The organism is Streptomyces sp. WMMB303 (assembly GCF_029351045.1).
Classification (GTDB): domain Bacteria; phylum Actinomycetota; class Actinomycetes; order Streptomycetales; family Streptomycetaceae; genus Streptomyces.
On record NZ_JARKIN010000001.1, the window covers coordinates 6,063,575 to 6,088,485 of the forward strand.

Sequence of the window (24,911 nt, forward strand, 5' to 3'; positions counted from 1 at the left end):
TCGGTGCTCGTTCCTGGGGTCTCAGGCTACAAACACCCGAATGAGAACCAGGAGCCGACGCCCGCCGGAGGGCCCGGGGCGGGCCGGACGACAGGCCGTCCGGCCGCGAGAACACACCGCGCCCCCGTGACGGCGGGCGTCACGGGGGCGGGAGAGGTGGGGATGGCTGCCTCAGGCAGCGAAGCGCAGCATCACTTCTTGGGGATCCACTTCTCCCACGTGGACTTGTTGTCCTTGATCCACTTGGCCGCGGCGTCCTCCGGGTCCATCTTCTTACCGGCGATCATTCCGGCGACCTCGTTCTGGTCCTTGGTGGACCAGTGGAAGTTCTTGATGAACTCGGCGGCCTTGCTGTCACCGTTCGCGAAGTCCTTGTTCATGAACTTCTCGAGCTGGTTGGTCTCGTAGCCGCACTCGGCCTCGGACGCGGGAACCTCGCAGCCCTTGGTGTACTTGGGCAGCGGAACCTCGACCAGGTCGATCTTCTCGTTCATCCACTGCGGCTCCCACCAGTAGGTGAGGAACGGCTTCTTGGCGTCGTAGAGCCGCTTGAGCTCCTTGAGCTGGGCCGCTTCGGCGCCGGAGGGGATGTGCTTGAACTTGAGCCCGAGGTTCTTGATGAGCTCCTTGTCGTGCTGCGAGTAGGACGGGGCGGCACCGATGAAGTGGCCCAGGTCGCCGCTCTCGGAGGTCCTGAAGTCCTTGTAGTGCTTGTTGAGGTTCTTGTAGCTCTTCAGGATGTCGGGGTGCTTGTCGGCGTAGTACTTCGGCACGAACCAGCCGATGTGGCCGACGACGCCGAGGTCGCCGCCGGAGACGACGGTCTTCTTCTCCTCGACGTACTTCTTCTGCTTCTTCGGGACGCCGTGCCAGTCCTCGAGGATGACGTCGGCCTTGCCGCTGTTGAGCGCGTCGAAGGCGACGGGCTCGTCCATCTGCTTGGCCTCGACCTTGACGTCGAGCTCGTCCTCGAGGAGCTTCTTGACGACGGCCGCGTTGGCGGTGGCACCCACCCAGGAGGGCTCGGCGAGGACGACCTTGTCGTCGCCGCCGCCGCTCGCCTTGGTGTCGGCGGCGCAGCCGGTGGTGAGGGCGAGCACGCCCAGCAGACCGACTCCGGCCACTCCGATGGTGCTTACGCGCTTGATTCTCATGCGAATTTCTCTTTCCTGTGGGACGGGATGGGGGGACCCGTCGGGGGGATCTCGGGGGACGGAGGTCTCAGTCGCGGTTGCGCTTCGCGGCCGGCTGGGACAGGCGGTCGAGCATGATGCCGAGGCAGACGATGGCGATGCCGGCGGGGAAGCCCTGCGAGAGGTCGCCCTTCGACAGGCCGCGGACCACCATGTAGCCGAGTGCGCCGCCGCCGATGAGGCCGGCGACGACGACCATCGACAGCACGAGGACGACCCCCTGATTGAGGGCGACCAGCATGGATTTCCTCGCCAGCGGCAGCTGTACGCCGAACAGTTGCTGCATGCCGGTGGCGCCCAACGAGTTGGACGCCTCCATGGCGGCCGGGTCGACGTGACGCAGCCCCTGTGCGGTGATGCGGATGACCGCGGGTGCCGCGTAGATGACCGCGGCGAGGATGCCACCGGTACGGTTCTGGCCGACCAGCGCGATCACCGGGATCAGGTACACGAATTGCGGCATCGTCTGCATGGTGTCGAGCACCGGCCGCATGAGCTTGTCCACCCGTTCGACGCGGGCGCACAGCACGCCGACGAGCACGCCGACGACGATGGTCAGCAGGAGGCCCGCGAGCACCTGCGAGAGGGTGTCCATGGCCACGTCCCACAGCCGCATCCAGCCGACCAGGGCGAGGCAGATCACCCCGGTGAGCGCGGCGCGCCAGGTGCCGACGATCCAGCCGATCACGGCGACGAGCAGGGCCAGCGCCCACCACGGGGTGGTCTGCAGGCCGTCGCGCAGCGGGTTGAGGACGAACTCGGTGAAGCCCTCGGCCCAGGTGATGGTGCCGCCCAGGAGGGGGATGCCGGAGCCCAGGTGGTCGGTGAACCAGTTGACGGCCGTGTCGATGGAGTTGGTGAAGTCGACGACCCAGTTCTCGGGCCACTCGTCTCCGGCGACGGCGGTGCCGATCGCGGCGAAGAGGACGGTGAGTGCGGCGATGCCGCCCCAGACGACGATCCGCAGTTGTGCGGCGGCGCGGGAGAAGCTCGTGGTGGCGACGTCGTCGATCCGCTCGCCGGCCGCGGCCGTGGTGCGGTCCAGCAGCACGGCCAGCAGCACGACGGCGACACCGGCGACCAGCGCGTCGCCGTTCTTCAGCGCGCCGAGCGCCTCGTAGACCTCGGAGCCCAGGCCGCCGGCGCCGATCAGCGAGGCGAGCACGACCATGGACAGACACATCATGATCGTCTGGTTGAGGCCCAGCATCATCTGCTTGCGGGCCAGCGGCAGCCGGGCGGTCAGCAGCCGCTGCCGGGCGTCGGCGCCCAGCGAGGTGGCCGCCTCCAGCGCGGTCGGGTCGGCCTGGCGCAGGCCGAGCGAGGTGAGGCGGGCCATCGGCGGCGCCGCGTAGATCACCGTCGCGATGAGCGCGGACGGGACGCCGATGTCGAACATCAGCACCAGCGGCAGCAGGTAGGCGAACGCCGGCATGACCTGCATGGTGTCGAAGACGGGCCGCAGGAGCTTCTCGAAGCGGTCCGAGACTCCGGAGGCCAGGCCGAGCAGGGCGCCGAGGAGGGCGGCGAGGATGATCGAGACGATCATCAGCGCCAGGGTCTCCATCGTCGGTTCCCACACGTCCAGCACTCCGCACACCGCGAAGACCGCGAGTGCCGTGCCGCCGGTGCGCAGCGCGCGCCGGGAGAGGTCGGCGCCGCCCGCGGCCCAGGCGATCAGGGTGCCGACGACGATGACGCCGACGTAGCTCATCGACTCCAGCAGGCTCAGCAGCGTGTCGTACGAAGCCTGCGCGAAGTTGCTGATGTGCAGCAGGAAGTACAGGAAGATCCAGTGCGATTCGCGGTTGTCGACGAGCCAGTTGTCCAGGTCGTTGAGCGGCGACTGCACGTCGGCGGTCAGCGAGCGCGGCCAGGTGCCGGCGCCGGTGACCAGTGCGCTGACCACGACGACCAGGGCCGCGACCAGCAGTGCGAGGGTCTTGGGGTTGCCGAGGAAGCGGGCGAGCGCCGAGGGCGGTGCGGCTTCCTGCGGGGCCTCGGCGGGCTCCTTCGGGGAGGGCGCGGGGTTCGCGGCCTCGTCCTTGGTGAGGGTCGGGGAGCTCATATCAGCCCCCCGCCGGTATGGACCGCCTCCGCGGTGCTGTGGCGTGTGGCGCTCATACGGCGGCCACCTCCCGTTCCGTGCCGTCCTCGGGTGCGGTGTCCTCGGGGTCGGCGTCCTTGTCGAGCCCGGCGACGACGATCAGCAGGCTCGCGTGGTCGACGACGCCGAGCAGCCGGCCGTCCTCGACGACGCGGCAGTGCTCGCCGGTGCGGGCGACGGTCTCGATCGCGGTCGAGACGAGGGTGTCGGGGGCGATCTCGGTGCCGGTCTTCGCCTCGGCGCCCTCGGCGGGGCGCATCGCGCGGCGCACCGAGATGACCTGCTCGCGGGGGACGTCGCGGACGAAGTCGCGGACGTAGTCGTCGGCCGGGTTGGCGACGATCTCCTCGGGGGTGCCGAGCTGGACGACCTCGCCGTCGCGCATCAGGGCGATGCGGTCGCCCAGGCGCAGTGCCTCGGACAGGTCGTGGGTGATGAAGACCATCGTGCGGCCCTCTTCGTGGTGCAGCCGGATGACCTCTTCCTGCATGTCGCGGCGGATCAGCGGGTCCAGCGCGCTGAACGGCTCGTCGAAGAGCAGCACCTCGGGGTCGACGGCCAGCGCGCGGGCGAGGCCGACGCGCTGCTGCTGGCCGCCGGAGAGCTGGCCGGGGCGGCGCTCGCCCAGTCCGTCCAGGCCGACCTTGGTGACCATCTCGGCGGCGCGTTCGCGCCGTTCGGCCTTGCCCATGCCCTGGATCTCGAGGCCGTAGGCGACGTTGTCGACGACGGTGCGGTGCGGGAGCAGGCCGAAGTTCTGGAACACCATGGAGGCCCGGTGCCTGCGCAGCTCGCGCAGCGCGTCGGCGCCCATGCCGATGACGTCCTCGCCGTTGAACTCCAGCGAGCCGGCGGTGGGTTCGATCAGCCGGGTCAGGCAGCGCACCAGGGTGGATTTGCCGGAGCCGGAGAGGCCCATGACGACGAAGACCTCGCCCTGGTGCACGTCGAAGGAGACGTCGCGGACGGCTGCGGTGCAGCCGGTCTGCTCGCGCAGTTCGCTCTGTGAGAGTCCGGCGTGGGAGGCGTCGTGGGGGATCCGGTCGGCCTTGGGGCCGAAGACCTTCCACAGGTTGCGGACGGAGATGGCGGGGCCCGCCTGGTCGCCGTGCTCGTGTGTGTTCTCGCCGGCTGCCGTGGCTTCAGCGGTCTCGGACATCAGGCAACACCTCCCGGTGCCGTGGTCGCTTGTTTGTCGGTCTGGGTGGGACGGATGAGGTCGACCGCCTTCTCGCCGAGCATCAGCACCCCGATCATCGGGTTGACGGCGGGCATGGTCGGGAAGACGGAGGCGTCCGCGATGCGGATGCCCGTCAGGCCGCGGACGCGCAGCCGGGGGTCGACGACGGCGAGTGCGTCGTCCTCCGCGCCCATCCGGCAGGTGCCCGCCGGGTGGTAGACGGTGTGCGCGGCCTTGCGCACCAGCTCGCTGATCTCCTCGTCGTCGGTCACCTCGGGCCCGGGGAAGACCTCCCGCTTGAGCCACTTGGCGAACGGCTCGGCCTGGGCGACCTTGCGGGCGAGCTTGATGCCGTCGACGAGGGTCTGGCCGTCGTAGTCGAAGCCGTTCTCGTCGGGCTCGAAGTACTTGAAGTCGAGCGCGGGCTTGACCTCGGGGTCGGCGGAGGTCAGGTAGACCCGGCCGCGGCTGCGCGACTTGGGGATGTTGGGGGTCATCGACACGCCGTGCTCGGGGCGTTCGTAGCCCATCCGCTCGGGGTTGTCGGTGAACGGGATCTGGTAGAAGTGGAACATCAGGTCGGGGCCCTGGTGGTCCGGGTCCCGCTTGACGAACAGGCCCGCGTCGGAGTCCATCGCGGAGTTGTCCGGGATCGGCCCGTCGGTCTCCCACACGATCACCGACTCGGGGTGGTCGATGAGGTTCTCGCCGACGCCGGGCAGGTCGTGGACGACGGGGATGCCCAGCTCCTGGAGGTCCTCCCGGCGGCCGACGCCCGAGTGCATCAGCAGCCGCGGGGTGTCCACGGCGCCCGCGCAGACCAGCACCTCGCGGCCGGCGGTCAGCAGCCGCTCCTCGCCGTCCTTGCCGCGTACGTGGACGCCGCTGACGGTCTTGCCGTCGGCGCCGCCGATCTCCAGCTTGTACGCCCACGTCTCCAGCAGGATGTGCAGGTTGGGGCGGTCGCCGGCCTCGATGTGCGGGTGCAGGTAGGCGACGGAGGCGGAGGAGCGCTTGTTGTCCTCCGGGTGGTAGGAGAGGTCGAAGAAGCCGACGCCCTCCTCGAAGGGCTGGTCGTTGAAGCCGACGACCTCGGGAAGGTCGAGGGCGTCCTTCGCGGCGTCGATCCAGTCCTGTGCGATCGCGTTCTGGTCCTTCTTGGCGACGCGCACCACGTTGTTGCGCAGCTTGCCGAAGTAGGGCTCCATGGCCCGGGCACCCCAGCCGGTGGCGCCCGCGGCCTCCCACTCGTCCCAGTCGGAAGGCAGCGGCTTGAAGGAGATCAGGGTGTTGTGCGACGAGCAGCCGCCGAGCACCTTGGCGCGGCTGTGCAGGATGTGCGAGTTGCCGCGGGGCTGCTCGGTGGTCGTGTACTCGTAGTCCAGCTCCCCGCCCAGCAGGCCCAGCCATTTGCGGAGGGTGAGGACCTCGGGCCGGTCGATGTCGGAGGGGCCGCCTTCGATCAGGGCGACGGTGACGTCCGGGTCCTCGGCGAGCCGCGAGGCGATCACCGATCCGGCCGTCCCACCTCCGACGATCACATAGTCATAGCTGGGCATAGGGGTGCTGCTCCTTGAGAACTTCCGGGGAGGGGGCTGGCGGTTGGTACGGGTGCGCCGCGGCGGCTCGACCGGTCGAGCCGCCGTCGCGCTCTGTTCGGGGTCGGGGGTGTGCGCGGTGAAATGGGGCCGGTGGCCGGCCGGGCTCCTTCGCCCGGCTCAGCCTGCGAACCAGCGGACCGGGGCAGGCCGCAGGTTCTCGTACACGTGCTTGGTCTCGCGGTACTCGCCCAGACCGTGGGGGCCCAGCTCACGGCCGATGCCGGACTTGCCGAAGCCTCCCCACTCGGCCTGCGGCAGGTACGGGTGGAAGTCGTTGATCCAGACCGTGCCGTGGCGCAGTCGCGCGGCAACCCTGCGCGCGCGAGCGGTGTCGCCCGAGAAGACGGCGCCCGCGAGGCCGTACTCGGTGTCGTTGGCCAGCGTTACAGCTTCGTCCTCGGTGCTGAAGCTCTCTACCGTCAAGATTGGGCCAAAGGTCTCCTCGCGGATGACCCGCATCCCGCGGTGGCAGTTGTCCAGCACGGTCGGCGCGTAGAAGAAGCCGCCCTCGGGCCGCACCTCGGACGGCTGCGGGCGCTCCCCGCCGCACCGCAGCTCCGCGCCCTCGGCCAGCGCCGAGGCGACGTAGTCCTCGGTCTTCTCCAACTGCTGCCGGGAGACCAGGGGGCCGCACTCGACGCCTTCCTCGGTGCCCCGCCCGAGCTTGATGCGCTGCGCGCGGGAGACGAGCTCGGCGACGAAGCGGTCCTTGACGGACTCCTCGATGATCAGCCGCGCACCGGCCGAGCAGACCTGGCCACTGTGGATGAAGGCGGCGTTCAGGGCCTGGTCGACGGCGGTGTCGAAGCCCTCGTCGGTGGCGCAGGCGTCGGCGAAGACCACGTTGGGGTTCTTGCCGCCCAGCTCCAGGGCGACCTTCTTGGCACCCGCGACGGCGGCGGCACCGGCCTTGGTGCCGCTGACGAGACCGCCGGTGAAGGAGAAGAGGTCCACATCCGGGTGCTCGGCCAGGCGCTGGCCGACGGGCAGGCCCGCGCCGGTGACGATGTTGGCGACCCCGGCCGGGGCGCCGGCCTCGATCACCAGCTTGACCAGGTGGACGGTCGAGAGCGGGGTGACCTCGCTGGGCTTGATGACGAAGGTGTCGCCGGCCGCCAGCGCCGGGGCGACCTTCCAGCTCGCCTGGAGCAGGGGGTAGTTCCAGGGGGTGATCATGGCGCAGACGCCGACGGGTTCGTGCACGACCACGCTGTGCACATCCGGGCTGCCGGCGTCCACGACCCGGCCGCCGGACTCGTTCATGACCAGGTCGGCGAAGTAGCGGAACGCGTTGGTGACGTCGTCCACGTCCACCCGGCCCTCTTCGAGGGTCTTGCCGGTGTCCCGGGACTCGGTCAGCGCGATCTCCTCCCGGTCCCGCTGGAGGAGGTCGGCGACGCGGCGCAGCAGCGCGGCGCGCTCAGCGGTGGGCGTGTGCGGCCAGGGGCCCTCGTCGAACGCGCGGCGGGCCGCGGCGACCGCCGCGTCGGTGTCCGATGCGTCGCCCTCGGCGACGACGGCGAGCGTGGAGGCGTCCGCGGGGTCCAGCACCTCCCGGGTGCCGCCGGCTGCGGCCGTGCGCCACGCGCCATCGATATGAATGCTCTCCAGAACGGACACCTTCGGTACTGCCTTCCGTTACTTACCGCTTTCTCCGGGGTGGCCCCGGTGCCCCCGTTGGGGGCTTTTGCCACAGCCTTGGGCCGATGGCAATCGGGAACCCTGCCCCGTTCTTCCGGTTGCATGTCCAGAAACCGTCGCCAAGTGGCCTTCATCACGGGTCGAAGTGCGGCACCCCCTGGCGGACCGTACGGTGAGTACGTCTTTGTCCGTATTTGGCAGCCCGGTGCGCCGGCCCGGCGCCACCGGACTCCCCTCCGGCGGATCGGAGCCAGCAATGCGTAAGCAGTACCGAACCTCACTGGTTGTAGCCGTTTGCGCTGCGGCGACGGCCTCCGGCGGACTCATGGCCCCGGCCCATGCCGCCGCCACGGCCACACAGCGTGACGGGCCGGATATCGAAGAGTTGTCGGGCGAGGAAATAGCGGAAAAAGCGTCGCACGAACTGAATTCCGCACACTCCATGCGGCTCAGAATGAAAGCACCGGATCTCCGGCTCGACCTGACTCTCGACGAAAAGGCGAACTGCTCCGGAGAAGTCGGGGTCCCGGGCAAGGGTTCCATGCGGCTCATCAAGCGCGGCGGCACCGTCTGGATCAAGCCGGACGCCGCGTTCTGGCGGGCGCAGCTCGGCCCCGAGAAGGGTGCGAAGGCGGCCGAGAAGTTCAAGGGACACTACATCAAGGGCAGTGCGCAGGGCAGCGACAAGCTCGGCGGCGGGGGCCTGGCCACGGCCTGCGACCTGAACGCCTTCCGCGCCGCCTCCGGAGTGTCCGGCTCCTCCGGCCCCCGCTGGAAGCGGGGCCACGAGGGGGACGTGCACGGCCACCACGCCGTCCCCGTCACCCGCGCCCGACAGCAGGCCCGCGTCACCATGCACGTCTCGACCGAGGGCAAGCCCTATCCGCTGCGCCTGGAGCGGAAGGCGGGCAGCAACCACGACGAGATCGATCTGGGCCGCTTCAACCGGCCCGTCTCCCGCGCCACCCCGCCCGAGGACCGCACCGTCTCCGTCGAGCAGCTCCGCCGGCACCTGGGCGGCTCCGGCCAGGACGAGCCCCCCTCGGAGTCGGTGTAGCCGGGAGTCGGTGCCGCCGAAGCCCGGGAGGCAGGTGACCGGGCCTCCGGCGGCCGGGCCTACCGCGTGGTCAGGCCTGGGACTCCGGCGCCCGGTCCTCGTCGTCCGGAGCGCAGGCGGCCGCGACCGCCACCCCGTCCTCGTAGAGGTGGTAGCGCACCACCAGCCCCCGCTCGACGGTCAGCCGCAGCGCGAAGGGCGAGACGAACTCCTTGCCCGTCGCGCGGACCCGGCCGGCCAGGTTGCCGGTCACGACCGCCTCGTCCCCTTCCACGACGAGCGCCTCCAGGGGCCGCCCGCGGGGCGCCATCGGCTCCACCCCGGCGGCCAGCTCCCGGAAGTGCGCGGCCACGTCCGCACGGGTCGGCCGCGGACGCACCCAGGGCACCGCGGGATTGTCGGCGATCATCCAGTCCACCTGCTCGGCGAAGAGCGCGGCGATCCCGTCCGGGTCCCCCGCACCGACACGGGAGAGGAACTCCTCGACGACGGTCCGGGCGTCCGGGGCGGGGGCGCCGGTGACGGCGTCCGCCGCGGTCGCCGGGCCGGTCACCGGTCCGTTCTCCGGGGCGGCGGTCGCCGGTCCGTTCGTCGGAGCGGTCACCGCGGGCGTGGGGTCTGTCTGCGTTCCGGCCATGACCCGAGGATCCCCGTCCGGCGGTGGCGGCGCGATTACCTGCCGGGTCATCGACGGACGCCCCGCGGCACGGGCACCCGCGGCCGAGTCGGCCGGGCCGTCATTCCTGGGCCCGCAGCAGGTCCTCGCCCGCCGCGGTGCGGTGGTAGAGCACCGAACGGCCCGCCCGGCGCCCCTGGATCAGCCGGGCGTCCCGCAGCACCCGCAGGTGACGGCCGACCGAGCCCAGCCCCTGCCCGGTGAGGGTGACGAGTTGCGTGGTGCTCTTCGGGGAACCGAGGAGCACCAGGACCGCAGCCCGCGCGGGACCGAGCAGCGCCCCCAACGCCTCCGGAACGGACGGATGTCCGGCGCCGGCGAGCGCTCCGGAACAGGGGTAGACCACGGCGTAGCGGGGGCGGACCCCGGTGGCCGGACGGGCCTGTCCCTCCGGCACGCCGACCGGGAGCGCCTCCCAGCTCACCCATCCGGTGTGCGGTGTGACGGGGACGAACATCAGCCGTGCGCCGTCCAGTTCGCGCGGCGGATAGTTCCGCGCGTTGATCTGCAGGCGGCTCCCGCCGAGCCAGCGCATCCCCGGCCGCAGGTCGCTCAGCGCAGCGGCCCAGCCGCCCCGGCCGAGTTGCGCGGTGCGCGCCACCACGTCGGCCTCGATGATCCGGCGACGCCGCGGCCAGTACGGCAGCACCGTCTCGCGCCACACCCACTCCAGGGCGTCGGCGGTGCGGAGCGGCAGGTCGTCGCGGCGCAGGATGTCCGGCAGCGGTCCCGATCCCAGCGACACCAGCAGGTCGGCGCGGGCCACCTGCGGCGGGGTCGCGCGTATGCACGCGAGTTCCTCCTCGAAGGAGGCGGCAGCGGCGCCGGGGTCGGGTGGTGGGGTGAGGAAGTCCGCGTTCCAGGTGGGGCCGAGCGCGGCGCGGACGAGCTGTTCGGTGACCGGATCGGCGGCCTGGCGGGCGCGGTAGGCGGGCCGGTGGGCGGCGAGCCAGGCGCGTTCACCGGGGTGAGCCGCACTGCCGCGCTCCAGCACCTTGAGGGCCGCGATCGTCTCGGCGAGCGGGGACACCACGAAGCGGCTGCCCGCCAAGGTGTCGGCGCTGACCTGCCACCATCCCATGTCCCCCGCCACCCCCTGCCGATCCGCTCCGTCGATCCGTCCCGCCGATTCGTGCCGCCGGTTCGTTTCGCCCCCCTCGCCGCCCGTACCGAGGGTGCGTCCGCGTCGAGGTTTCGCTCTGCCGCGAAACAGTAACCGGCAGCCGCCGTCCTCCCGAGACTTCCCGCCATGCGCACCTACCGCGAACTCTTCCTGGTCCCCGAGTTCCGTCCGCTCTTCCTCACCAGCACCTTCCAGGTGGCCGGTCAGACCGTGAGCGGCCTGGCCCTGGGAACCCTGCTCTACACCGCCACCGGCTCCCCACTGCTGTCGTCGCTGGCGATGTTCGGCCCCTCGCTGGCCCAGCTCATCGGTGCGGCGACCCTGCTCTCGGCCGCCGACCGGCTGCCGCCCCGCGCCGCGCTGACCGGGCTGCTCCTGGCGTTCTCGCTGGGTACCGCCGCGCAGACCCTGCCGGGGCTGCCCGTCGCGGGGTCGTTCGCCCTGCTGCTGATACTCGGGATTCTGGTTTCCCTGGGCGGCGGGGTGCGCTACGGGCTGCTCTCCGAGATCCTCCCCAAGAACGGCTACCTCCTCGGCCGCTCCGTGCTCAACATGTCCAACGGCGTCATGCAGATCGGCGGCTACGCGCTCGGCGGGCTGCTCGTCACCGTCCTCTCGGCGCGCGGCGCCCTGCTGGTGGGGGCGGCGCTGTATCTCGCGGGGGCGGTGACGGCGCGACTCGGCTTCGGGCAGCGTCCGCCCCGCGCCGCGGGCCGCCCCTCCCCCGCCGAGACCTGGCGGACCAACTCGCTGCTGTGGTCCTCCCCCGCCCGCCGGGTCGTCTACCTCGGGCTGTGGGTGCCCAATGGCCTGGTGGTCGGGTGCGAATCGCTCTTCGTGCCGTACGCGCCGCGGGAGGCCGGGCTGCTGTTCGCCTGCGGGGCGGTGGGCATGCTGGCCGGGGACACGGTCGTCGGCCGCTGGCTGCCGCGGTCCTGGCGGGGAAGGCCGGCGGTGCCGATGCTCGCGCTGCTCGCCGCTCCCTATCTACTGTTCGTGCTGCACCCCGCGGTGCCGTTCGCGGCAGGACTCGTGATGACAGCCTCCTTCGGCTTCGGCGCCAGTCTGCTGCTCCAGGAGCGGCTGATGAAGCGGACGCCGGAGGAGCTCAGCGGCCACGCGCTGGGCCTGCACTCCTCCGGGATGCTGGCCATGCAGGGCGTGGGCGCGGCGCTCGCGGGCGCGGTCGCGGAACGCACCTCCCCCGCGACCGCCATGGCTCTGGTCGCCGCCCTCTCCCTGACGGTGACTCTCGGTCTCGCGCGGGGCCTCCGGGCAGCGGACCACCGAAACCGCCGCCCGGGACGGGGAGCCCGGCAGGATCCGTACGAGAGGAGCTGACCGGTACCGCGGGAGGGCCTCTCCGTGAAACTCCTTTTCGAAGACCGGCATGGCAGCCATCCGAGCGGCAAGGCGAAGAACCGGATCGTCGCGAGCGCGACGGAGAACCCGCGGAAGGCGGAGCAGCTTTCCTTACGGAGCCAGGGAGGCCCACCGGCATGTCGAGGGACGGTCACAGAGGGGGACGGCCGAGTACGGAGGAGCACCGCGGGGAGCTGGCCGAGGACGACGCCGTACGCGCGCTGCTCCTGCTGATGCCGCGTATCGTCAGCCGGTTCAGGCGCCTGCCGGTACCGGAGGAGTTGCAGGCCCTCGCGCTGGCCCCGCGGCACCTCTCCCTGCTCTCGTACCTCCTCTTCGACGGCCCGGCCGGCGTCAACGACCTGGCCACCCGACTGGAGGTCGCCCCGACCACCGTCAGCCTTCTGGTGGGCGAGCTGAGCCGGAAGGGCGTGCTGGAGCGGCGGGAGGACGAGAACGACCGGCGCCGTCGGATCGTGAGCATCACCGCGACGCACCGCCCCACCATCTCCCGGTGGCTGGCCCGCGGCGCCGACGCCTGGCGCCAGGTGCTGGCCGGCCTCTCCCCCGCCGAGCGGGCCTCGCTCGTCACCAGCCTGCGCGCCTACGAGAAGGCGATGGCCGAGGAGGAGGCCGCCGAGGCGGACCACGCGGACGAGGCGGGAGAGCAGGGGGCCAAGGCGAGCTGACCGCACCCGGCACACCTCGCCCGACGCCGTACATCGCGTGGCGGAAAAGCCCGCGGGCCCGCACGGATCGCCGGATCCGTGCGGGCCCGCGGGCGACGGTGCCGCGGTCGGCTCAGACCAGGCCGAGACCGCTGACCGCGTCCCGCTCCTCGGTCAGCTCCTGGACCGAGGCGTCGATGCGGGTGCGGGAGAACTCGTTGATCTCCAGGCCCTGGACGATCTCGTAGGCGCCGTCCTTCGTGGTCACCGGGAAGGAGGAGATGATGCCCTCGGGCACGCCGTAGGAGCCGTCCGAGGGGATGCCCATGGAGGTCCAGTCGCCCTCGGGGGTGCCGTTGACCCAGGTGTGCACGTGGTCGACGGCGGCGTTCGCGGCGGAGGCGGCCGAGGAGGCGCCGCGGGCCTCGATGATGGCCGCGCCGCGCTTGGCGACGGTCGGGATGAACTCGTCGGCCAGCCACTTCTCGTCGTCCACGAGCTGCGCGGCGTTCTTGCCGGCGATCTCCGCGTGGAAGATGTCCGGGTACTGGGTGGCGGAGTGGTTGCCCCAGATCGTCAGCTTCTTGATGTCGGCGACGGTGGAGCCGGTCTTCTTCGCGAGCTGGGTGAGGGCGCGGTTGTGGTCCAGGCGCGTCATGGCGGTGAACCGCTCGGCCGGTACGTCCGGCGCCGCCGAGCGGGCGATCAGCGCGTTGGTGTTGGCCGGGTTGCCGACCACCAGGACCTTGATGTCGTCGGCCGCGTGGTCGTTGATGGCCTTGCCCTGCGGCTTGAAGATGCCGCCGTTGGCCTCCAGCAGGTCGCCGCGCTCCATGCCCTTGGTGCGGGGCCGGGCGCCGACGAGCAGCGCCACGTTGGCACCGTCGAAGGCGACGTTCGGGTCGTCGGCGATGTCGATGCCCTGGAGGAGCGGGAAGGCGCAGTCGTCCAGCTCCATGGCGGTGCCCTCGGCCGCCTTCAGCGCGGGGGTGATCTCCAGCAGGCGGAGCTTGACGGGGACGTCGGGGCCCAGCAACTGGCCGGAGGCGATCCGGAACAGCAGCGCGTAGCCGATCTGGCCTGCGGCGCCGGTGACGGTGACGGTGACGGGGCTGACGGGAGTGCGGGTCATGGCGTTCTCCGTAGTACCTGACGTGGCTGGCGGGTGGCCGGAAGTCTCTCTACGTCAAGAGACCCATCGGCCAGGCTATCCGACCCCCCGCCCCGCGTACCCCCGGGTCCGCTCAGCGCACCTTCTTGCCCGGCACCGTGCAGCCCTTGCCGCCCGCCGCCAGCGTCGCGCAGGCCCGCGCCTCGTCCTGCGTGCCGACGGAGACCATCCTGGTGTAGGCGTCGTTCGTGTCCGTCACCTCGTCGCTCTCCGACTGGCCGCCCGGGCCGCTGATCCGCAGCGCGTCCCCGGACTTCGCGCTGGTGATCCGGGCCCAGGACGCCTTGCACACCGTGCTGTGCCGGACCTCGACGAAGCTGCGGCCGACCCAGGCCGAGCTGCTGGTCGCGGCGTGCTCGCCGCCGCAGCCCATCGCCTCCGGATCCTTGCCGGAGCAGTCCTCTCCCGAGCACTTCACCCCGGCGGGAAGCTGGGGCGCACTCCGGCTTGGGGTGGGCTTCGGGGGTGCGGCCTCCTCCTTGCCGTCTTCGCCGGGGTCGAAGAAGAGCACGGCGCCCGCGGCGACGACGAGGACGGCCACCAGGGATGCGAGCAGCACGGTGATCCTGCGCCGTCCGCCCGACGGTTTCGCGGCGCGCTCGCCCGGCGCAGCGTGGTCGTCCCCGGCTCCCCGTGCGGCGGCCGGTGCGCCTCCGCCCGCGGCGGACGGCACTCCGGTGCCGCCCGGCGCGCCACCGGTGGCCTGGCCGCCGCCCGGGCCGCCACCGACCGGGCCGGCGGGCCGCCCGCCGGTCGCGGGTGCGGGGGTGCCCCAGTCGGTCGCGTCGGACCTGTGGCGCCGCTCCCGCGCACGCGCCTTCTCCGCGCTCGTCTTGTCCACGCTCGTCTTGTCCGCGCTCGTCTTGTCCGCGGCCGCGTTGTCCTGGCTCGCGCTGTCCGGGGCCGGCTGGTCCGCGGCCCTCCGGTCGGTGCCCGCCTTCTCGCCCGCCGCACGGATGGCGTCCATGCGCAGGACCGCCGTCTCCACGTCCTGGCCGCCGGGAGCGTCCCCGGTACCGTCCCGGCCCGGCGCCGCGCCCTGGTCCGGTGTGCCTCGCTGCGGGGGCACGCCGCGGTCGGGCCCGGCGCCCTGGTGCTGCGGGGCGGACCGGTGCGGAGGGGCGGACCGGTGCTGCGGAGTCGCCTGGTGCGGCACCGCGGGGGTACCGCCGTCCGCTGCGGGCTCCTCCCGGGCGGGAATGCCGTCCTCGGGCGCGGCACCCTGCTCCGGGCCCCTGCCCTTGCGCCGCTTGCGCCCCTTCCCGCGCGCCTGCTCCGGTGCCTCGTCCAGCGCGGCCCGCGCCTGAGCGATCTGAATGGCCTCCAGCGTGGTGTCGCGGCGCATCTCGCTCCGGCTCCACGCGCGTTCGGCGAGCTCCCACATGGTGCCGAGGTGCCGCACATCCGTCCCGGTCACCTCCGCGAGGGCCTGCGTGGCGCCACGGGGCGGCAGCAGCCGGCCGTTCAGATAGCGCTCCCACGACGACTTGCTGTACCCGGTCCGGTCGGCGACGGTCGCGACACTCAACCCGCTGCGGTCGACGAGCCGCCGCAACTGGCTCGCGAACTCACGGATCTGCGGATCCAGATCCTCCGGTAGCGACCTCCAACGAGGCATGGCCTCCCCCTTGTCCGCGAGTGCGCTCTCAGCATTCCTTCCCCCGTGTCGCGCCACGGCCCCAGGTGCTCGTTCGCGCAAACGCCCCCTAGTCTGCCAGCCGTTCCGGACCCCAACGGTCCACGCACGGCCCCCGGGTGGGCCGTGCCGTCCGACGGCACGTGCGGGAGCGGGCTCCCGGCACCGTACGGACTGCCTCGGAAGCCACCTGCGTCGGGCCGGCAGACCGGCGGACCGGGGACGACGACGTGACGGTCCGCCCCACGAGGTGCGGGCGGGCCCGCGCGTGGGGGCGCGGCGGCGCCGCGCCCCCACGGAGCGCCCGTCAGCGCACGGTGAAGTGCACGATGGTGTCCAGGAACGGCAGCGAGAGCCACGGGCGCGGCTGGGCCATCAGGGCCAGCAGCACGATGGCGAGGCCCAGCACGCCGTAGGTGATCATGTCGGTGAAGCGCGAGCGCACCGCCAGCATGCCGACCGAGGGCTTGCCCCAGCGCAGCAGCGCCCCGGCGACCAGCGACAGGCCGATGACGAGCGTGCCCGCGCGGAACTCCGCGATCGTCACCAGCAGTCCGGCCAGCACCCCGAGGCACACGGCCAGCAGCGGCCACTGCCGATACGGCGCCGGGCGGTGCCCTCCTATGGCGCGCCCTCCGCCCTCGGGACGCGCGGTGTCCCGGGTCAGCACCGGGAAGCGCCGCGACGCCTTCTTCGGTGGAGCCGCCTCCTGCCCCGCCATCGCGGAGTCTCCCTTCCGTCCGCCGTTCCCGGCGCCGTTCCGGTCGTCGTTCTCCTCGTCGTGCCCGCCACTGCCCGTGCCACCGGTCCGGCCGCCGCTCGCGTCCTCTTCAGCACCGGTCCGGCCGCCGGCCCCCTCGGCGTCGACGCCGGTCAAGCCCTGGTCGCGGTCGGCCGGGCGGCGGTCGCCCTCTTCCATGACGGCGTTCTCCCCGAGCGCGCTCAGCCGGCCGCCGCCTCGGCCGCCTCCACCACGTTCACCAGCAGTTGCGCCCGGGTCATCGGGCCGACGCCGCCCGGATTGGGCGAGATCCAGCCGGCGACCTCGGCCACCCCCGGGTGCACGTCGCCCGCGATCTTGCCGTTCTCGTCCCGGCTGACCCCCACGTCCAGTACGGCGGCGCCCGGCCGGATGTCCTCCGGCTTGATCAGGTGCGGTACTCCGGCCGCCGCGACGACGATGTCCGCCTGGCGCAGCAGCTCCGGCAGATCGCGGGTCCCGGTGTGGCACTGCGTCACCGTGGAGTTCTCGCTCCGCCGGGTCAGCAGCAGCGGCAGCGGGCGGCCCGCGGTCACCCCGCGTCCGACCACCACCACGTGGGCGCCGTTCAGCTCGACGCCGTAGCGGCGCAGCAGCACCACCATGCCCTGCGGGGTGCAGGGCAGCGGCGCGGGCTTGTTGAGCACCAGGCGGCCCAGGTTGGTCGGGTGCAGGCCGTCGGCGTCCTTGGCCGGATCCATCAGCTCCAGCACCCGGTTGACGTCGATGCCCTTGGGCAGCGGGAGCTGGACGATGTAGCCGGTGCAGGTCGGGTCCTCGTTCAACTCGCGGACGACCGCCTCGATCTCCTCCTGGGTCGCCGTCGCGGGCAGCTGCCGCTGGATGGAGTTGATGCCGATCTGCCGGCTGTCGCGGTGCTTGCCCGCGACGTACTTCTGGGAACCGACGTCCTCACCGACGAGCAGCGTGCCCAGGCCGGGCGTGACGCCCTTCGCCTTGAGCGCCTCGACGCGGGTGGTCAGGTCGGACTTGATCGCGGCGGCGGTGGCCTTGCCATCGAGAATCTGGGCGGTCATGCGCCCCATCCTCGCGGATCCGGGCCGCTGGTCTCCACTCAGGTACCGCCGATCCCGCCCTGTGGTGTCCGGCGGGGGCGCCGGACCGCGTGCGGAGCGCCGCGCGCGGAGCTCAGGGCCCGGAGGCCGGGTGCATACCGGGGCACGTGGGTCGGGCGCGCGGTGCCGCCGTGCGCTCCCCCGCCGCGCGCGGTGCGATCCCGTGTCACCCGCGCGGCGTCCCGTTGGCAACGGGACGGCAAAGGTCGGTTCATGTGCCTCTCTGCTCCCCCTACGCTCCGTTGCGAACGCGTACTGAGGGTCAGTAGCGTGCGGGACGTGTTCAGCGTGATCATCGTCCCGGACGGGTGCCGGGGACTCGAGGCGCAGCACCGGCTGGAGCCGGGCCACACGCTGCGCTTCGGGCGTACGGCACCCACCGGCAGCGGCCTGGCCCTCTCCCACCCCGCCGTCGCGTGCGCGGCCGGCGAGATCACCGCCACCGGCGCCTTCTGGATACTCACCAACTTCAGCAGCGATCAGACCTACCTCGTCGAGAACCCCGAGGGCGCGGGGGAGCACATCAGGGTCGCACCCGGCCGCGCGGACGCCCCGGTCCCCTTCGAGTTCGCCCGCGTTCGCCTGTGCGCGGGCGAATCGGGGGCCGGCTGCGGATTCGATGTGCTGGCGCCACGCCACGACTACCTGGCGTCCGCCGACTCCCTCGTCGGCGGCTCACGGTCCCGGGCGAAGCGCGCCGCCGCGCTCCTTCCCGAGAGGGCGCACGCGGGCGGGACGCAGGGGGAGGGGAACCGGCGCGAGGACGGGACCGGACTCCCGGCCGAGGGCGTCACCGGAGGCGCGGCCGAGGACCGGACGCAGGGCTGGAGCTTCGACCCCTTCCCGCGGCCCTACCCGTTGGACCACACCTGCCACTACTTCCTCGTCCTGGCGGCGCTGTGCGAGGCGAGCCTGCGCGGGGACGCCGCTGCCCCGGTGCCGGACGTCGTGGAACTGACGGAGCGGCTGCGCCCGGTGTGGCCGGACGTCTCCCCCGCGGCCGTCGCCTGGAACATCGACTACCTGCGGCTGAAGCTGCGACTGCGCGCACCGGACGGCGCGGAGAGCGTCCGCGGGGCGCTGGTGCGGTTCGCGCTCCGGTTCGACCTCGTACAGGAAGCGCATCTGGCGGTGCTGGACAACGGGTTGGCCCACGCGGGTGCGGGCTGGGAGAGCAGCGCCGGGGCGTACTGAGCGCTGCGACTTCGTCACAGCCGGAGAAGTCGGCTGGACAGTCGGACAGTCGGACCAGCAACATTGGTGCACGGCGTCGGGCAGTGCAGGGAGGGCCGACGGTGCGGCGCCGTACCGGGGGGCAGCGACATTGCTGAGGGCAGGCCGTGATTCTCCGGAATTACTCGGCCCCATCCGCTCCTCGACACCGTCGGAGGAACCAGCCCGTGAGCTACCCCCCGCCACCCGGCCAGCAGCCCAATCCCTATACGACGCCCCAGCAGGGCGGCCAGGGCGCTCCCTACGGATACCCGGGGCAGGGCGCCGGCCAGCCCGGCTATGGCCAGCCCGGGTACAGCCAGCCCGGCTACAGCCAGCCCGGCTACGGCTACCCCGGCGGGGTGCCGCCGTACCCGGGCGGGGGTCCCGGCGCGGGCATGCAGCCGACCGTCAGCATGCCCGGCCAGGTCGTCACGGCGCGTGTGCTGTTGTTCGTGGCGGGCTCGATGTGGGCGCTGCTGGCCGTGATCGTCTTCTTCCTCGGGCTGGTGGCCAACGACGCCGTCAACGACCTCCCCGGAGTGGACGCCGCAGGCGGTGCGGCGCTGGGCGTCGCGTTCATCGGGCTCCTGATCTTCGGCGGGCTCGCGGCGCTGCACATCGTGCCCGCCTCGATGTTCGGGAAGGGCCGGGTCGGGACCCGCGTCACCGCGATCATCGCCGCGTCGGTCAACGCCCTGCTGCCGCTGCTGGGTTGCTTCGGCGCGCTGGGCAGCGCCGTGGGTGGCGAGGACGCGGCGAGCATCTTCTTCTGGTACATCCTGTGGCTGGCCACCGCGGTCGTGACGCTGGTCTTCTGCTGCCTGGGCCCGGCGAGCCAGTGGTTCAACCGGCCGCAGTACTGAGCCGACGACCGGAGGCCGCGGTCCGGCGGCGTCCGCAGGCGTGAAAGGGGGCGGGCCCCGCACCGCGGGATGCTGTTGGTAAATCCGGGGCCTACGCCTTCTTCGCCCCGTCGATCGTCTGGTCGGCGGGGCGAAGTCGTGCGAAATGACTGGTGCGGGTGCGTGCTCGTGGGGTGCCGGTGAGGTGGGCGTCGACGCGGGCGAGGTTGATCGCGGCGCCGGTGAGCTGGTGCTGGAGGCTGGTCTTCGTCAGACCGCGGTAGCGGGATCTGCGCAGGCCGCAGCGCTGAACGCCCTGGGCGATGGTGCCCTCGACCCCCGCCCGGACCTTGTAGCGTTCCTTCCATTCGTCGCTCTTCTGCTCGGCTCTGGCCGTCTGAAGCGCGTGGTGTTCGTCGTGATGGCGTAGTCGCAGCTCACGGCTCTTGCCGGAGGGCGAGTTGATGCACTCCCGCCGCACCGGACAGGGACGGCAGTCAAGCACGGAGAACCGGACCCGCAGCACGGGCTGTCCTGTCTGGGAGAGCCGTTCGCTCCAGTTGATGCTGGTCTTGCCGCCGGGGCAGGTGGCCTGCTTGCTGCCCCAGTCGATGATGAAGGCGTCCTGGCCGAAGCCACTGTCCGTGCTGGACTGGGCGCTGTTATCGGCCTGGAGCGGCCCGTGCAGGGCGATGCCGTGCTCGTCCCGGGCGCTGATCAGGGTGGCACCGGTGGGATAGCCGGCATCTACCCAGTGCTCGCCGGGCGTGCAGTCCCGTGCGGTGAGCTGGGTGTGGATCGTCTCGGCCATCGACCGGTCGGAGACGGTGGCCACCGTCGTGGCGACGTTCGTGATCAGGTTCGGGGTGTCCGGTTCGCAGGTCTCGGTGAGGTGGACCTTGTAGCCGTCCCACGCCGTATCGCGTTTGATGCTGGTGCGCGCGTCGGTGTCATAGGGGGTGACCGGGCGCAACGCGCCCGGCGGGCGGTCTTTTGGGTCCCGCCGCCTCACCTCACCTTCCACCTGGTGGAAGTGCTGGACCCACATCTGCCGCAGCGTCTCCACCTCGGCGAGGGCGCGGAGACCGTCGGGGGCGCCGGGCGCGAAGACGGCTGCCAGCAGGCGTGTTCCGTCCAGGCCGATCCGTAGCCCGACCTCGTCCCGCTTCGCCCGGCTGGTGGGGAACCGGCTGTCCTCGGCCCTCGTCGCGTAGTGCCTGAACCAGTCGGGCTCGGCGACACCGGCCAGCCAGTCCGGGGCCGTCTGCGCCAGCGCGTTCAGCGCCGACCGCAGCGTCTCCGCCACCATCTCCAGCCAGCACAGGTCACGCGCCGCCGACAACACGTGCGTGGAGTCCGTGCGGGCCCGGCCCGCCTTCTTGACCAGCCCCTTCTCGCGGGCTGCTGTCAGGATGCCGTCCAGCACCCGGCGTCCGCCGTCCGCCTGGGCGAGCCGGTCCCTGAACTCCGACAGAACCGAGAAGTTGAAGCCCGGATCATCCAGTTCCAGGCCGAGCGCGTACTTGACATCGATCCGCGCCCGCACCGCCTCCGCGGCCTGCCGGTCGGTCAGCCCCTCCACGAACTGCAACACTGACACCAGCGCCAGTCCGGCCGGTGACCAGGCATGACGCCCCCGGGCGGGGAAGAGATCCGCGAACTCCTCATCCGTGAACAACGGCCCCAGTCCGTCCCGCAGCCGGATCGCCAGGCTCCCCTTCGGAAACGCGGCCCGCGCCACCCGCACCGTCTCCGCCGGGATCTCCCCAGACCCCTTCGGCTGCATCGACATCCGCACCCACCCCATACGACAACGTCGGCCTTCAAGACCACAACCGGGTCTTGAAGGCCGACGTCACGTACAGGCCCCGGATTTACCAACAGCATCCCGCGGTGCGGGGCCCGCCCCCTTTCACGTGCCGAATCCTCGTGTCCCGGATCCTGGTGTGCCGGCCCGGACGCCGAGGTCCGGGGCGGCGCTCAGTGGAAGAAGTGCCGCGTCCCGGTGAGGTACATGGTCACGCCCGCCTTGGCCGCGGCCTCGACCACCTGCTCGTCACGGACCGAGCCGCCGGGCTGGACGACGGCGCGCACGCCCGCCGCGGTCAGCACCTCCAGCCCGTCGGGGAAGGGGAAGAACGCGTCCGAGGCCGCGTAAGCGCCGCGCGCCCGCTCCGCACCGGCGCGCTGGACGGCGAGTCGGGCCGAGTCGACGCGGTTGACCTGGCCCATTCCGACACCCACAGTGGCGCGGTCCTCGGCGAGCAGGATCGCGTTCGACTTCACCGCCCGGCAGGCCCGCCAGGCGAAGGCGAGCTCGGCCATTTCGTCGGCGCCGAGCGCCTCGCCCGCGGCCAGGGTCCAGTGCGCCGGATCGTCGCCCGCCGCCTGGAAGACATCCTTGGCCTGCGCGAGGACGCCGCCGTCGACGGGACGGAACTCGACCGGTGCGGCCGGTGCCTCCGGGCAGCGCAGCACGCGGATGTTCTTCTTGCGGGAGAGTGCCTCGAGAGCCCCGTCCTCGTAGTCGGGGGCGACGACGACCTCGGTGAAGATCTCCGCGACCTGCTCGGCCATCTCCCGTGACACCGGCCGGTTCACGGCGATCACGCCGCCGTACGCGGAGAGCGGGTCGCAGGCGTGTGCCTTGCGGTGCGCCTCGGCGACCTCCGCGCCCACCGCGATGCCGCAGGGGTTGGTGTGCTTGATGACGGCGACACACGGCTCGGCGTGGTCGTAGGCGGCGCGGCGCGCGGCGTCGGTGTCGACGTAGTTGTTGTACGACATCTCCTTGCCGTGCAGCTGCTCCGCCTCGGCCAGTCCGCCGTCGCCCGAGGTGTAGAGCGCGGCGGGCTGGTGCGGGTTCTCGCCGTACCGCAGCACGTTCTTGCGCTGGTAGGTGACGCCGTGGAAGGACGGGAACGGGTCGTGCTTCCGGGCGCCCTCGCCCGCCGTCCCGGTCGCGGCACCGGACTCGGCGGCGTCGGCGGACTCGGCGGCGTCGGCGTAGCCGGAGAACCAGCCGGCCACCGCGACGTCGTAGGCCGCGGTGTGCTGGAACGCCTCGCCCGCCAGCCGCTTCCGTGCCGCCAGGTCGAAGCCGCCCCCTTCGACAGCGGCGAGGACCTCGCCGTAGCGGTCCGGATTGACGACGACCGCCACGGACGGGTGGTTCTTGGCCGCGGCGCGGACCATCGAGGGCCCGCCGATGTCGATCTGCTCCACGCAGGCGTCGTCGGAGGCGCCCGAGGCGACGGTGTCCGCGAACGGGTAGAGGTTGACGACCACCAGCTCGAACGGCTCGACGCCCAGCTCGCCCAACTGCTCGCGGTGCGCCTCCAGCCGCTGGTCGGCGAGGATGCCCGCGTGCACGCGCGGGTGCAGCGTCTTGACCCGCCCGTCCAGGCACTCGGGGAAGCCGGTCAGCTCCTCGACGGGGGTGACCGGAACCCCGGCGTCCGCGATCCGCTTCGCCGTCGAACCGGTCGAGACGAGCTGCACACCGGCGGCGTGCAGCCCCCGCGCCAGCTCCTCCAGCCCCGTCTTGTCGTACACACTGACCAGCGCGCGGCGGATCGGCCGCTTGGCGCCCAGCGCGACATTCTCACTCATGACCCAGTCGTACCCTTCTCATGTTCGGCCCCTCGAGGGTGTAGCCGTGGCGGGCGATGCGCCCCACCACCTCGACGAGCAGCCGTCGCTCGACTTCCTTGATCCGCTCGTGCAGGGCGGCACCCTCGTCGGTGTGGTCCTCGTCCCGGATCTCGACCGCGCGCTGCGCGATGACCGGACCGGTGTCGACGCCGTCGTCGACGAAGTGGACGGTGCATCCGGTCACCTTCGCGCCGTACGCGAGCGCGTCGCGTACGCCGTGGGCACCGGGAAAACTGGGGAGCAGCGCGGGGTGCGTGTTGAGGACCCGTCCGCCGAACCGCGCCAGGAACCGGCTGCCGACCACCTTCATGAAGCCCGCCGAGACCACCAGGTCCGGTGCGTGCGCCTCGGTCGCCTCGGTGAGGGCGGCATCCCACTCGGCGCGGTCGGCGAAGTCCTTGACCCGGCACACGAAGGTGGGGATCCCGGCCCGCTCGGCCCGCGCCAGCCCCTCGATCCCGCTCCGGTCGGCCCCGACGGCGACGATCTCGTACGGGGTGCCGACCGCGGGGTCGGCCGCGGCGTCGAGCAGCGCCTGGAGGTTCGTGCCGGAACCGGACACCAGGACGACGAGGCGCACAGGGGCGACGGGACGGAAGGACTGCGCGTCCACGACAGGGCTCTCTCTCGCGGGGAGACGGAATTGTGCGGTCGTACAAGTACGTGGACCCGAGGATTCCGGGGAACTCTACGAAGCGTCCGACCGTCGGCAACGATACCGGCACTCGGAACGGCCCCCACGGGACGGGGGCGCATGCGGAAGGTAGCGTCAGGGACACGGTCTCCTTGGGTTCCCGCGGGGGCTCAGGGGCCGCAGGGCCGTGGAAGCGACGCGGAAGCGATGAGGAAGACACACACCAGATGACCGACCGACGCCGCCGTGCGGCCGCATCCGACAGCACCTCCCGCGAGGACAACCCCTTCGCGCCGCCGCCGGAGGGGCAGCCGGACCGGCCGTGGGAACCGCGGGTGCCGCGCGAGCGCGGCACCGGTGAGTCGCCGGGGGCCGGCGGGTCCGGCGGGACGGGTTCGGCGCCCTCGGGACCGTCCGGCCGGGGATCCGGCACCGACAGCCCGGCGGACGGCTCGACGAAGGGCGGCTCGACGGAAGGCTCGGGCGACGGCGGCTCGCCGGGCGGGGACCGCGAGAACGCCGGGGGCTCGGACGGCGAGCAGCAGTCGTCGAGTTGGGGCAGCCAGTGGAGCGCCCGGCAGCCGGGGCGGCAGAGCGGCGGATTCGGCGGCGGCCCCGGCAGGGCGGGCAGCGGCAGCGGGGACGGCCGCGACAACGGCGACCAGCGGTCTTCCGGACCGGGCGGTCCCGGCGGCCCGGACGGCCCCGGCGGCACCCGCGGGATGCGCTGGGACCCCACCGACCCCCTGCAGCGCCACGCCCGCTACTCCCTGCACGCCGGAATCTGGGGCCTCTTCTTCGCGCTGCTGAGCGTGCCGCAGGTCGCGCTGCTGCTCGGCGCGCTCTCCCTCTACTGGGGCAGCAACGCGCTGCGCGGCAAACTGCCCGCTTCCGCGACGAAGCCGGGCGGCAAGTCCGCCGCGAAGACCGCAAAGGCCACGAAGAGCGACAAGACCGGCAGGGGCGGCAGGGGCGGGCGCAAGGGCCCCGCGGCCACCGCGGAGGACGTGGCCGGCACGGCGCGCGGCGCGGAGCAGGAGGGCGCCGGCGCCGACGGCAAGCCTCGGGTTCCGCTGGCCGTCACGCCCGCCCAGGCGGACAAGGCCAAGCGGACAGCGGCCATCAGCGGCCTGGTCACCGCGAGTCTGACACTGGTGATCGTCGGCGCCACTTTCGCGTTCCAGTTCGTGTACAGCGACTTCTACACCTGTCAGAACGACGCGCTCACCCAGTCCTCCCGGGACGAATGCACCCGGCACCTGCCCGAGGAGCTGCGGCCGTTCCTGGAGGACCGCTGACCCCGGCCGACACCACG

At 72.2% G+C, this 24,911-nt stretch carries 20 protein-coding genes; 6 read left to right on the forward strand and 14 right to left on the reverse strand.

Annotated features, from left to right (window positions below):
* Window positions 1–191 precede the first annotated feature (191 nt).
* The 5 genes from P2424_RS26355 to P2424_RS26375 form a co-directional block, all read right to left on the reverse strand.
* Window positions 192–1,154, reverse strand: a complete 963-nt coding sequence (locus tag P2424_RS26355) for a glycine betaine ABC transporter substrate-binding protein (protein ID WP_276478197.1) — start codon at window positions 1,152–1,154, stop codon at window positions 192–194.
* A 67-nt stretch (window positions 1,155–1,221) separates the two neighbouring features.
* A complete protein-coding gene (locus P2424_RS26360; protein ID WP_276478198.1) occupies window positions 1,222–3,261 on the reverse strand; it encodes an ABC transporter permease subunit in 2,040 nt (679 codons plus the stop codon).
* A 52-nt stretch (window positions 3,262–3,313) separates the two neighbouring features.
* A complete protein-coding gene (locus P2424_RS26365) occupies window positions 3,314–4,459 on the reverse strand; it encodes a glycine betaine/L-proline ABC transporter ATP-binding protein (protein ID WP_276478199.1) in 1,146 nt (381 codons plus the stop codon).
* Window positions 4,459–6,039: a GMC oxidoreductase gene (locus P2424_RS26370; RefSeq protein ID WP_276478200.1), complete on the reverse strand. Its 1,581-nt coding sequence runs from the start codon at window positions 6,037–6,039 to the stop codon at window positions 4,459–4,461. The genes P2424_RS26365 and P2424_RS26370 overlap by 1 nt, the downstream gene beginning before the upstream one ends.
* A gap of 159 nt (window positions 6,040–6,198) precedes the next feature.
* Window positions 6,199–7,701, reverse strand: coding sequence for an aldehyde dehydrogenase family protein (locus tag P2424_RS26375; protein WP_276478201.1), 1,503 nt, complete (start codon window positions 7,699–7,701; stop codon window positions 6,199–6,201).
* A 475-nt stretch (window positions 7,702–8,176) separates the two neighbouring features.
* Here P2424_RS26375 and P2424_RS26380 point away from each other — a divergent pair, with 475 nt between their 5' ends.
* Complete coding sequence (locus P2424_RS26380) at window positions 8,177–8,779, forward strand: hypothetical protein (RefSeq protein ID WP_276478202.1); 603 nt, start codon at window positions 8,177–8,179, stop codon at window positions 8,777–8,779.
* 70 nt (window positions 8,780–8,849) lie between these two features.
* Here the strand turns inward: P2424_RS26380 and P2424_RS26385 are convergent, their stop codons facing one another.
* Together P2424_RS26385 and P2424_RS26390 are read right to left on the reverse strand one after the other, a co-directional pair.
* A complete protein-coding gene (locus P2424_RS26385) occupies window positions 8,850–9,416 on the reverse strand; it encodes a nuclear transport factor 2 family protein (RefSeq protein WP_276478203.1) in 567 nt (188 codons plus the stop codon).
* 100 nt (window positions 9,417–9,516) lie between these two features.
* The gene (locus P2424_RS26390; RefSeq protein ID WP_276478204.1) at window positions 9,517–10,536 is read right to left on the reverse strand and encodes a winged helix-turn-helix domain-containing protein; all 1,020 of its coding nucleotides are present in this window, start codon (window positions 10,534–10,536) and stop codon (window positions 9,517–9,519) included.
* A gap of 168 nt (window positions 10,537–10,704) precedes the next feature.
* Here P2424_RS26390 and P2424_RS26395 point away from each other — a divergent pair, with 168 nt between their 5' ends.
* Together P2424_RS26395 and P2424_RS26400 are read left to right on the forward strand one after the other, a co-directional pair.
* The gene (locus P2424_RS26395; protein ID WP_276478205.1) at window positions 10,705–11,919 is read left to right on the forward strand and encodes an MFS transporter; all 1,215 of its coding nucleotides are present in this window, start codon (window positions 10,705–10,707) and stop codon (window positions 11,917–11,919) included.
* 254 nt (window positions 11,920–12,173) lie between these two features.
* Window positions 12,174–12,629 (forward strand): MarR family winged helix-turn-helix transcriptional regulator, encoded by a 456-nt coding sequence (locus P2424_RS26400; protein ID WP_276479141.1) that lies wholly within the window; start codon window positions 12,174–12,176, stop codon window positions 12,627–12,629.
* A gap of 112 nt (window positions 12,630–12,741) precedes the next feature.
* Here P2424_RS26400 and P2424_RS26405 read toward each other — a convergent pair whose 3' ends face one another.
* The 4 genes from P2424_RS26405 to P2424_RS26420 all read right to left on the reverse strand — a co-directional run bounded on the left by P2424_RS26405 (window position 12,742) and on the right by P2424_RS26420 (window position 17,212).
* The gene (locus tag P2424_RS26405; RefSeq protein WP_019354825.1) at window positions 12,742–13,740 is read right to left on the reverse strand and encodes a malate dehydrogenase; all 999 of its coding nucleotides are present in this window, start codon (window positions 13,738–13,740) and stop codon (window positions 12,742–12,744) included.
* Between the two features lie 112 nt (window positions 13,741–13,852).
* Window positions 13,853–15,397, reverse strand: a complete 1,545-nt coding sequence (locus P2424_RS26410; protein WP_276478206.1) for an XRE family transcriptional regulator — start codon at window positions 15,395–15,397, stop codon at window positions 13,853–13,855.
* Window positions 15,398–15,722: 325 nt separating this feature from the next.
* On the reverse strand, window positions 15,723–16,136 hold the full coding sequence (locus tag P2424_RS31050) for a DUF3017 domain-containing protein (protein ID WP_346660132.1): 414 nt from the start codon (window positions 16,134–16,136) through the stop codon (window positions 15,723–15,725).
* Window positions 16,137–16,357: 221 nt separating this feature from the next.
* On the reverse strand, window positions 16,358–17,212 hold the full coding sequence (locus P2424_RS26420) for a bifunctional methylenetetrahydrofolate dehydrogenase/methenyltetrahydrofolate cyclohydrolase (protein WP_276478207.1): 855 nt from the start codon (window positions 17,210–17,212) through the stop codon (window positions 16,358–16,360).
* 309 nt (window positions 17,213–17,521) lie between these two features.
* Between P2424_RS26420 and P2424_RS26425 the strand changes: the two genes are divergently transcribed.
* Together P2424_RS26425 and P2424_RS26430 are read left to right on the forward strand one after the other, a co-directional pair.
* Entirely contained in the window at window positions 17,522–18,445 is a 924-nt protein-coding gene (locus P2424_RS26425; protein WP_276478208.1) for a hypothetical protein, read from the forward strand.
* 206 nt (window positions 18,446–18,651) lie between these two features.
* Entirely contained in the window at window positions 18,652–19,329 is a 678-nt protein-coding gene (locus P2424_RS26430) for a hypothetical protein (RefSeq protein ID WP_276478209.1), read from the forward strand.
* A gap of 91 nt (window positions 19,330–19,420) precedes the next feature.
* On the opposite strand, the gene P2424_RS26435 is transcribed toward P2424_RS26430, so the two are convergent.
* The 3 genes from P2424_RS26435 to purN all read right to left on the reverse strand — a co-directional run bounded on the left by P2424_RS26435 (window position 19,421) and on the right by purN (window position 23,575).
* The gene (locus tag P2424_RS26435) at window positions 19,421–21,100 is read right to left on the reverse strand and encodes an IS1182 family transposase (RefSeq protein WP_276474614.1); all 1,680 of its coding nucleotides are present in this window, start codon (window positions 21,098–21,100) and stop codon (window positions 19,421–19,423) included.
* 188 nt (window positions 21,101–21,288) lie between these two features.
* Complete coding sequence (gene purH / locus P2424_RS26440) at window positions 21,289–22,920, reverse strand: bifunctional phosphoribosylaminoimidazolecarboxamide formyltransferase/IMP cyclohydrolase (RefSeq protein WP_276478210.1); 1,632 nt, start codon at window positions 22,918–22,920, stop codon at window positions 21,289–21,291.
* On the reverse strand, window positions 22,913–23,575 hold the full coding sequence (purN, locus tag P2424_RS26445; protein ID WP_276478211.1) for a phosphoribosylglycinamide formyltransferase: 663 nt from the start codon (window positions 23,573–23,575) through the stop codon (window positions 22,913–22,915). The genes purH and purN overlap by 8 nt, the downstream gene beginning before the upstream one ends.
* 248 nt (window positions 23,576–23,823) lie before the next feature.
* On the opposite strand from purN, the gene P2424_RS26450 reads away from it, so the two are divergent.
* Window positions 23,824–24,894, forward strand: a complete 1,071-nt coding sequence (locus tag P2424_RS26450) for a hypothetical protein (protein ID WP_276478212.1) — start codon at window positions 23,824–23,826, stop codon at window positions 24,892–24,894.
* The last annotated feature ends 17 nt before the right edge of the window (window positions 24,895–24,911 follow it).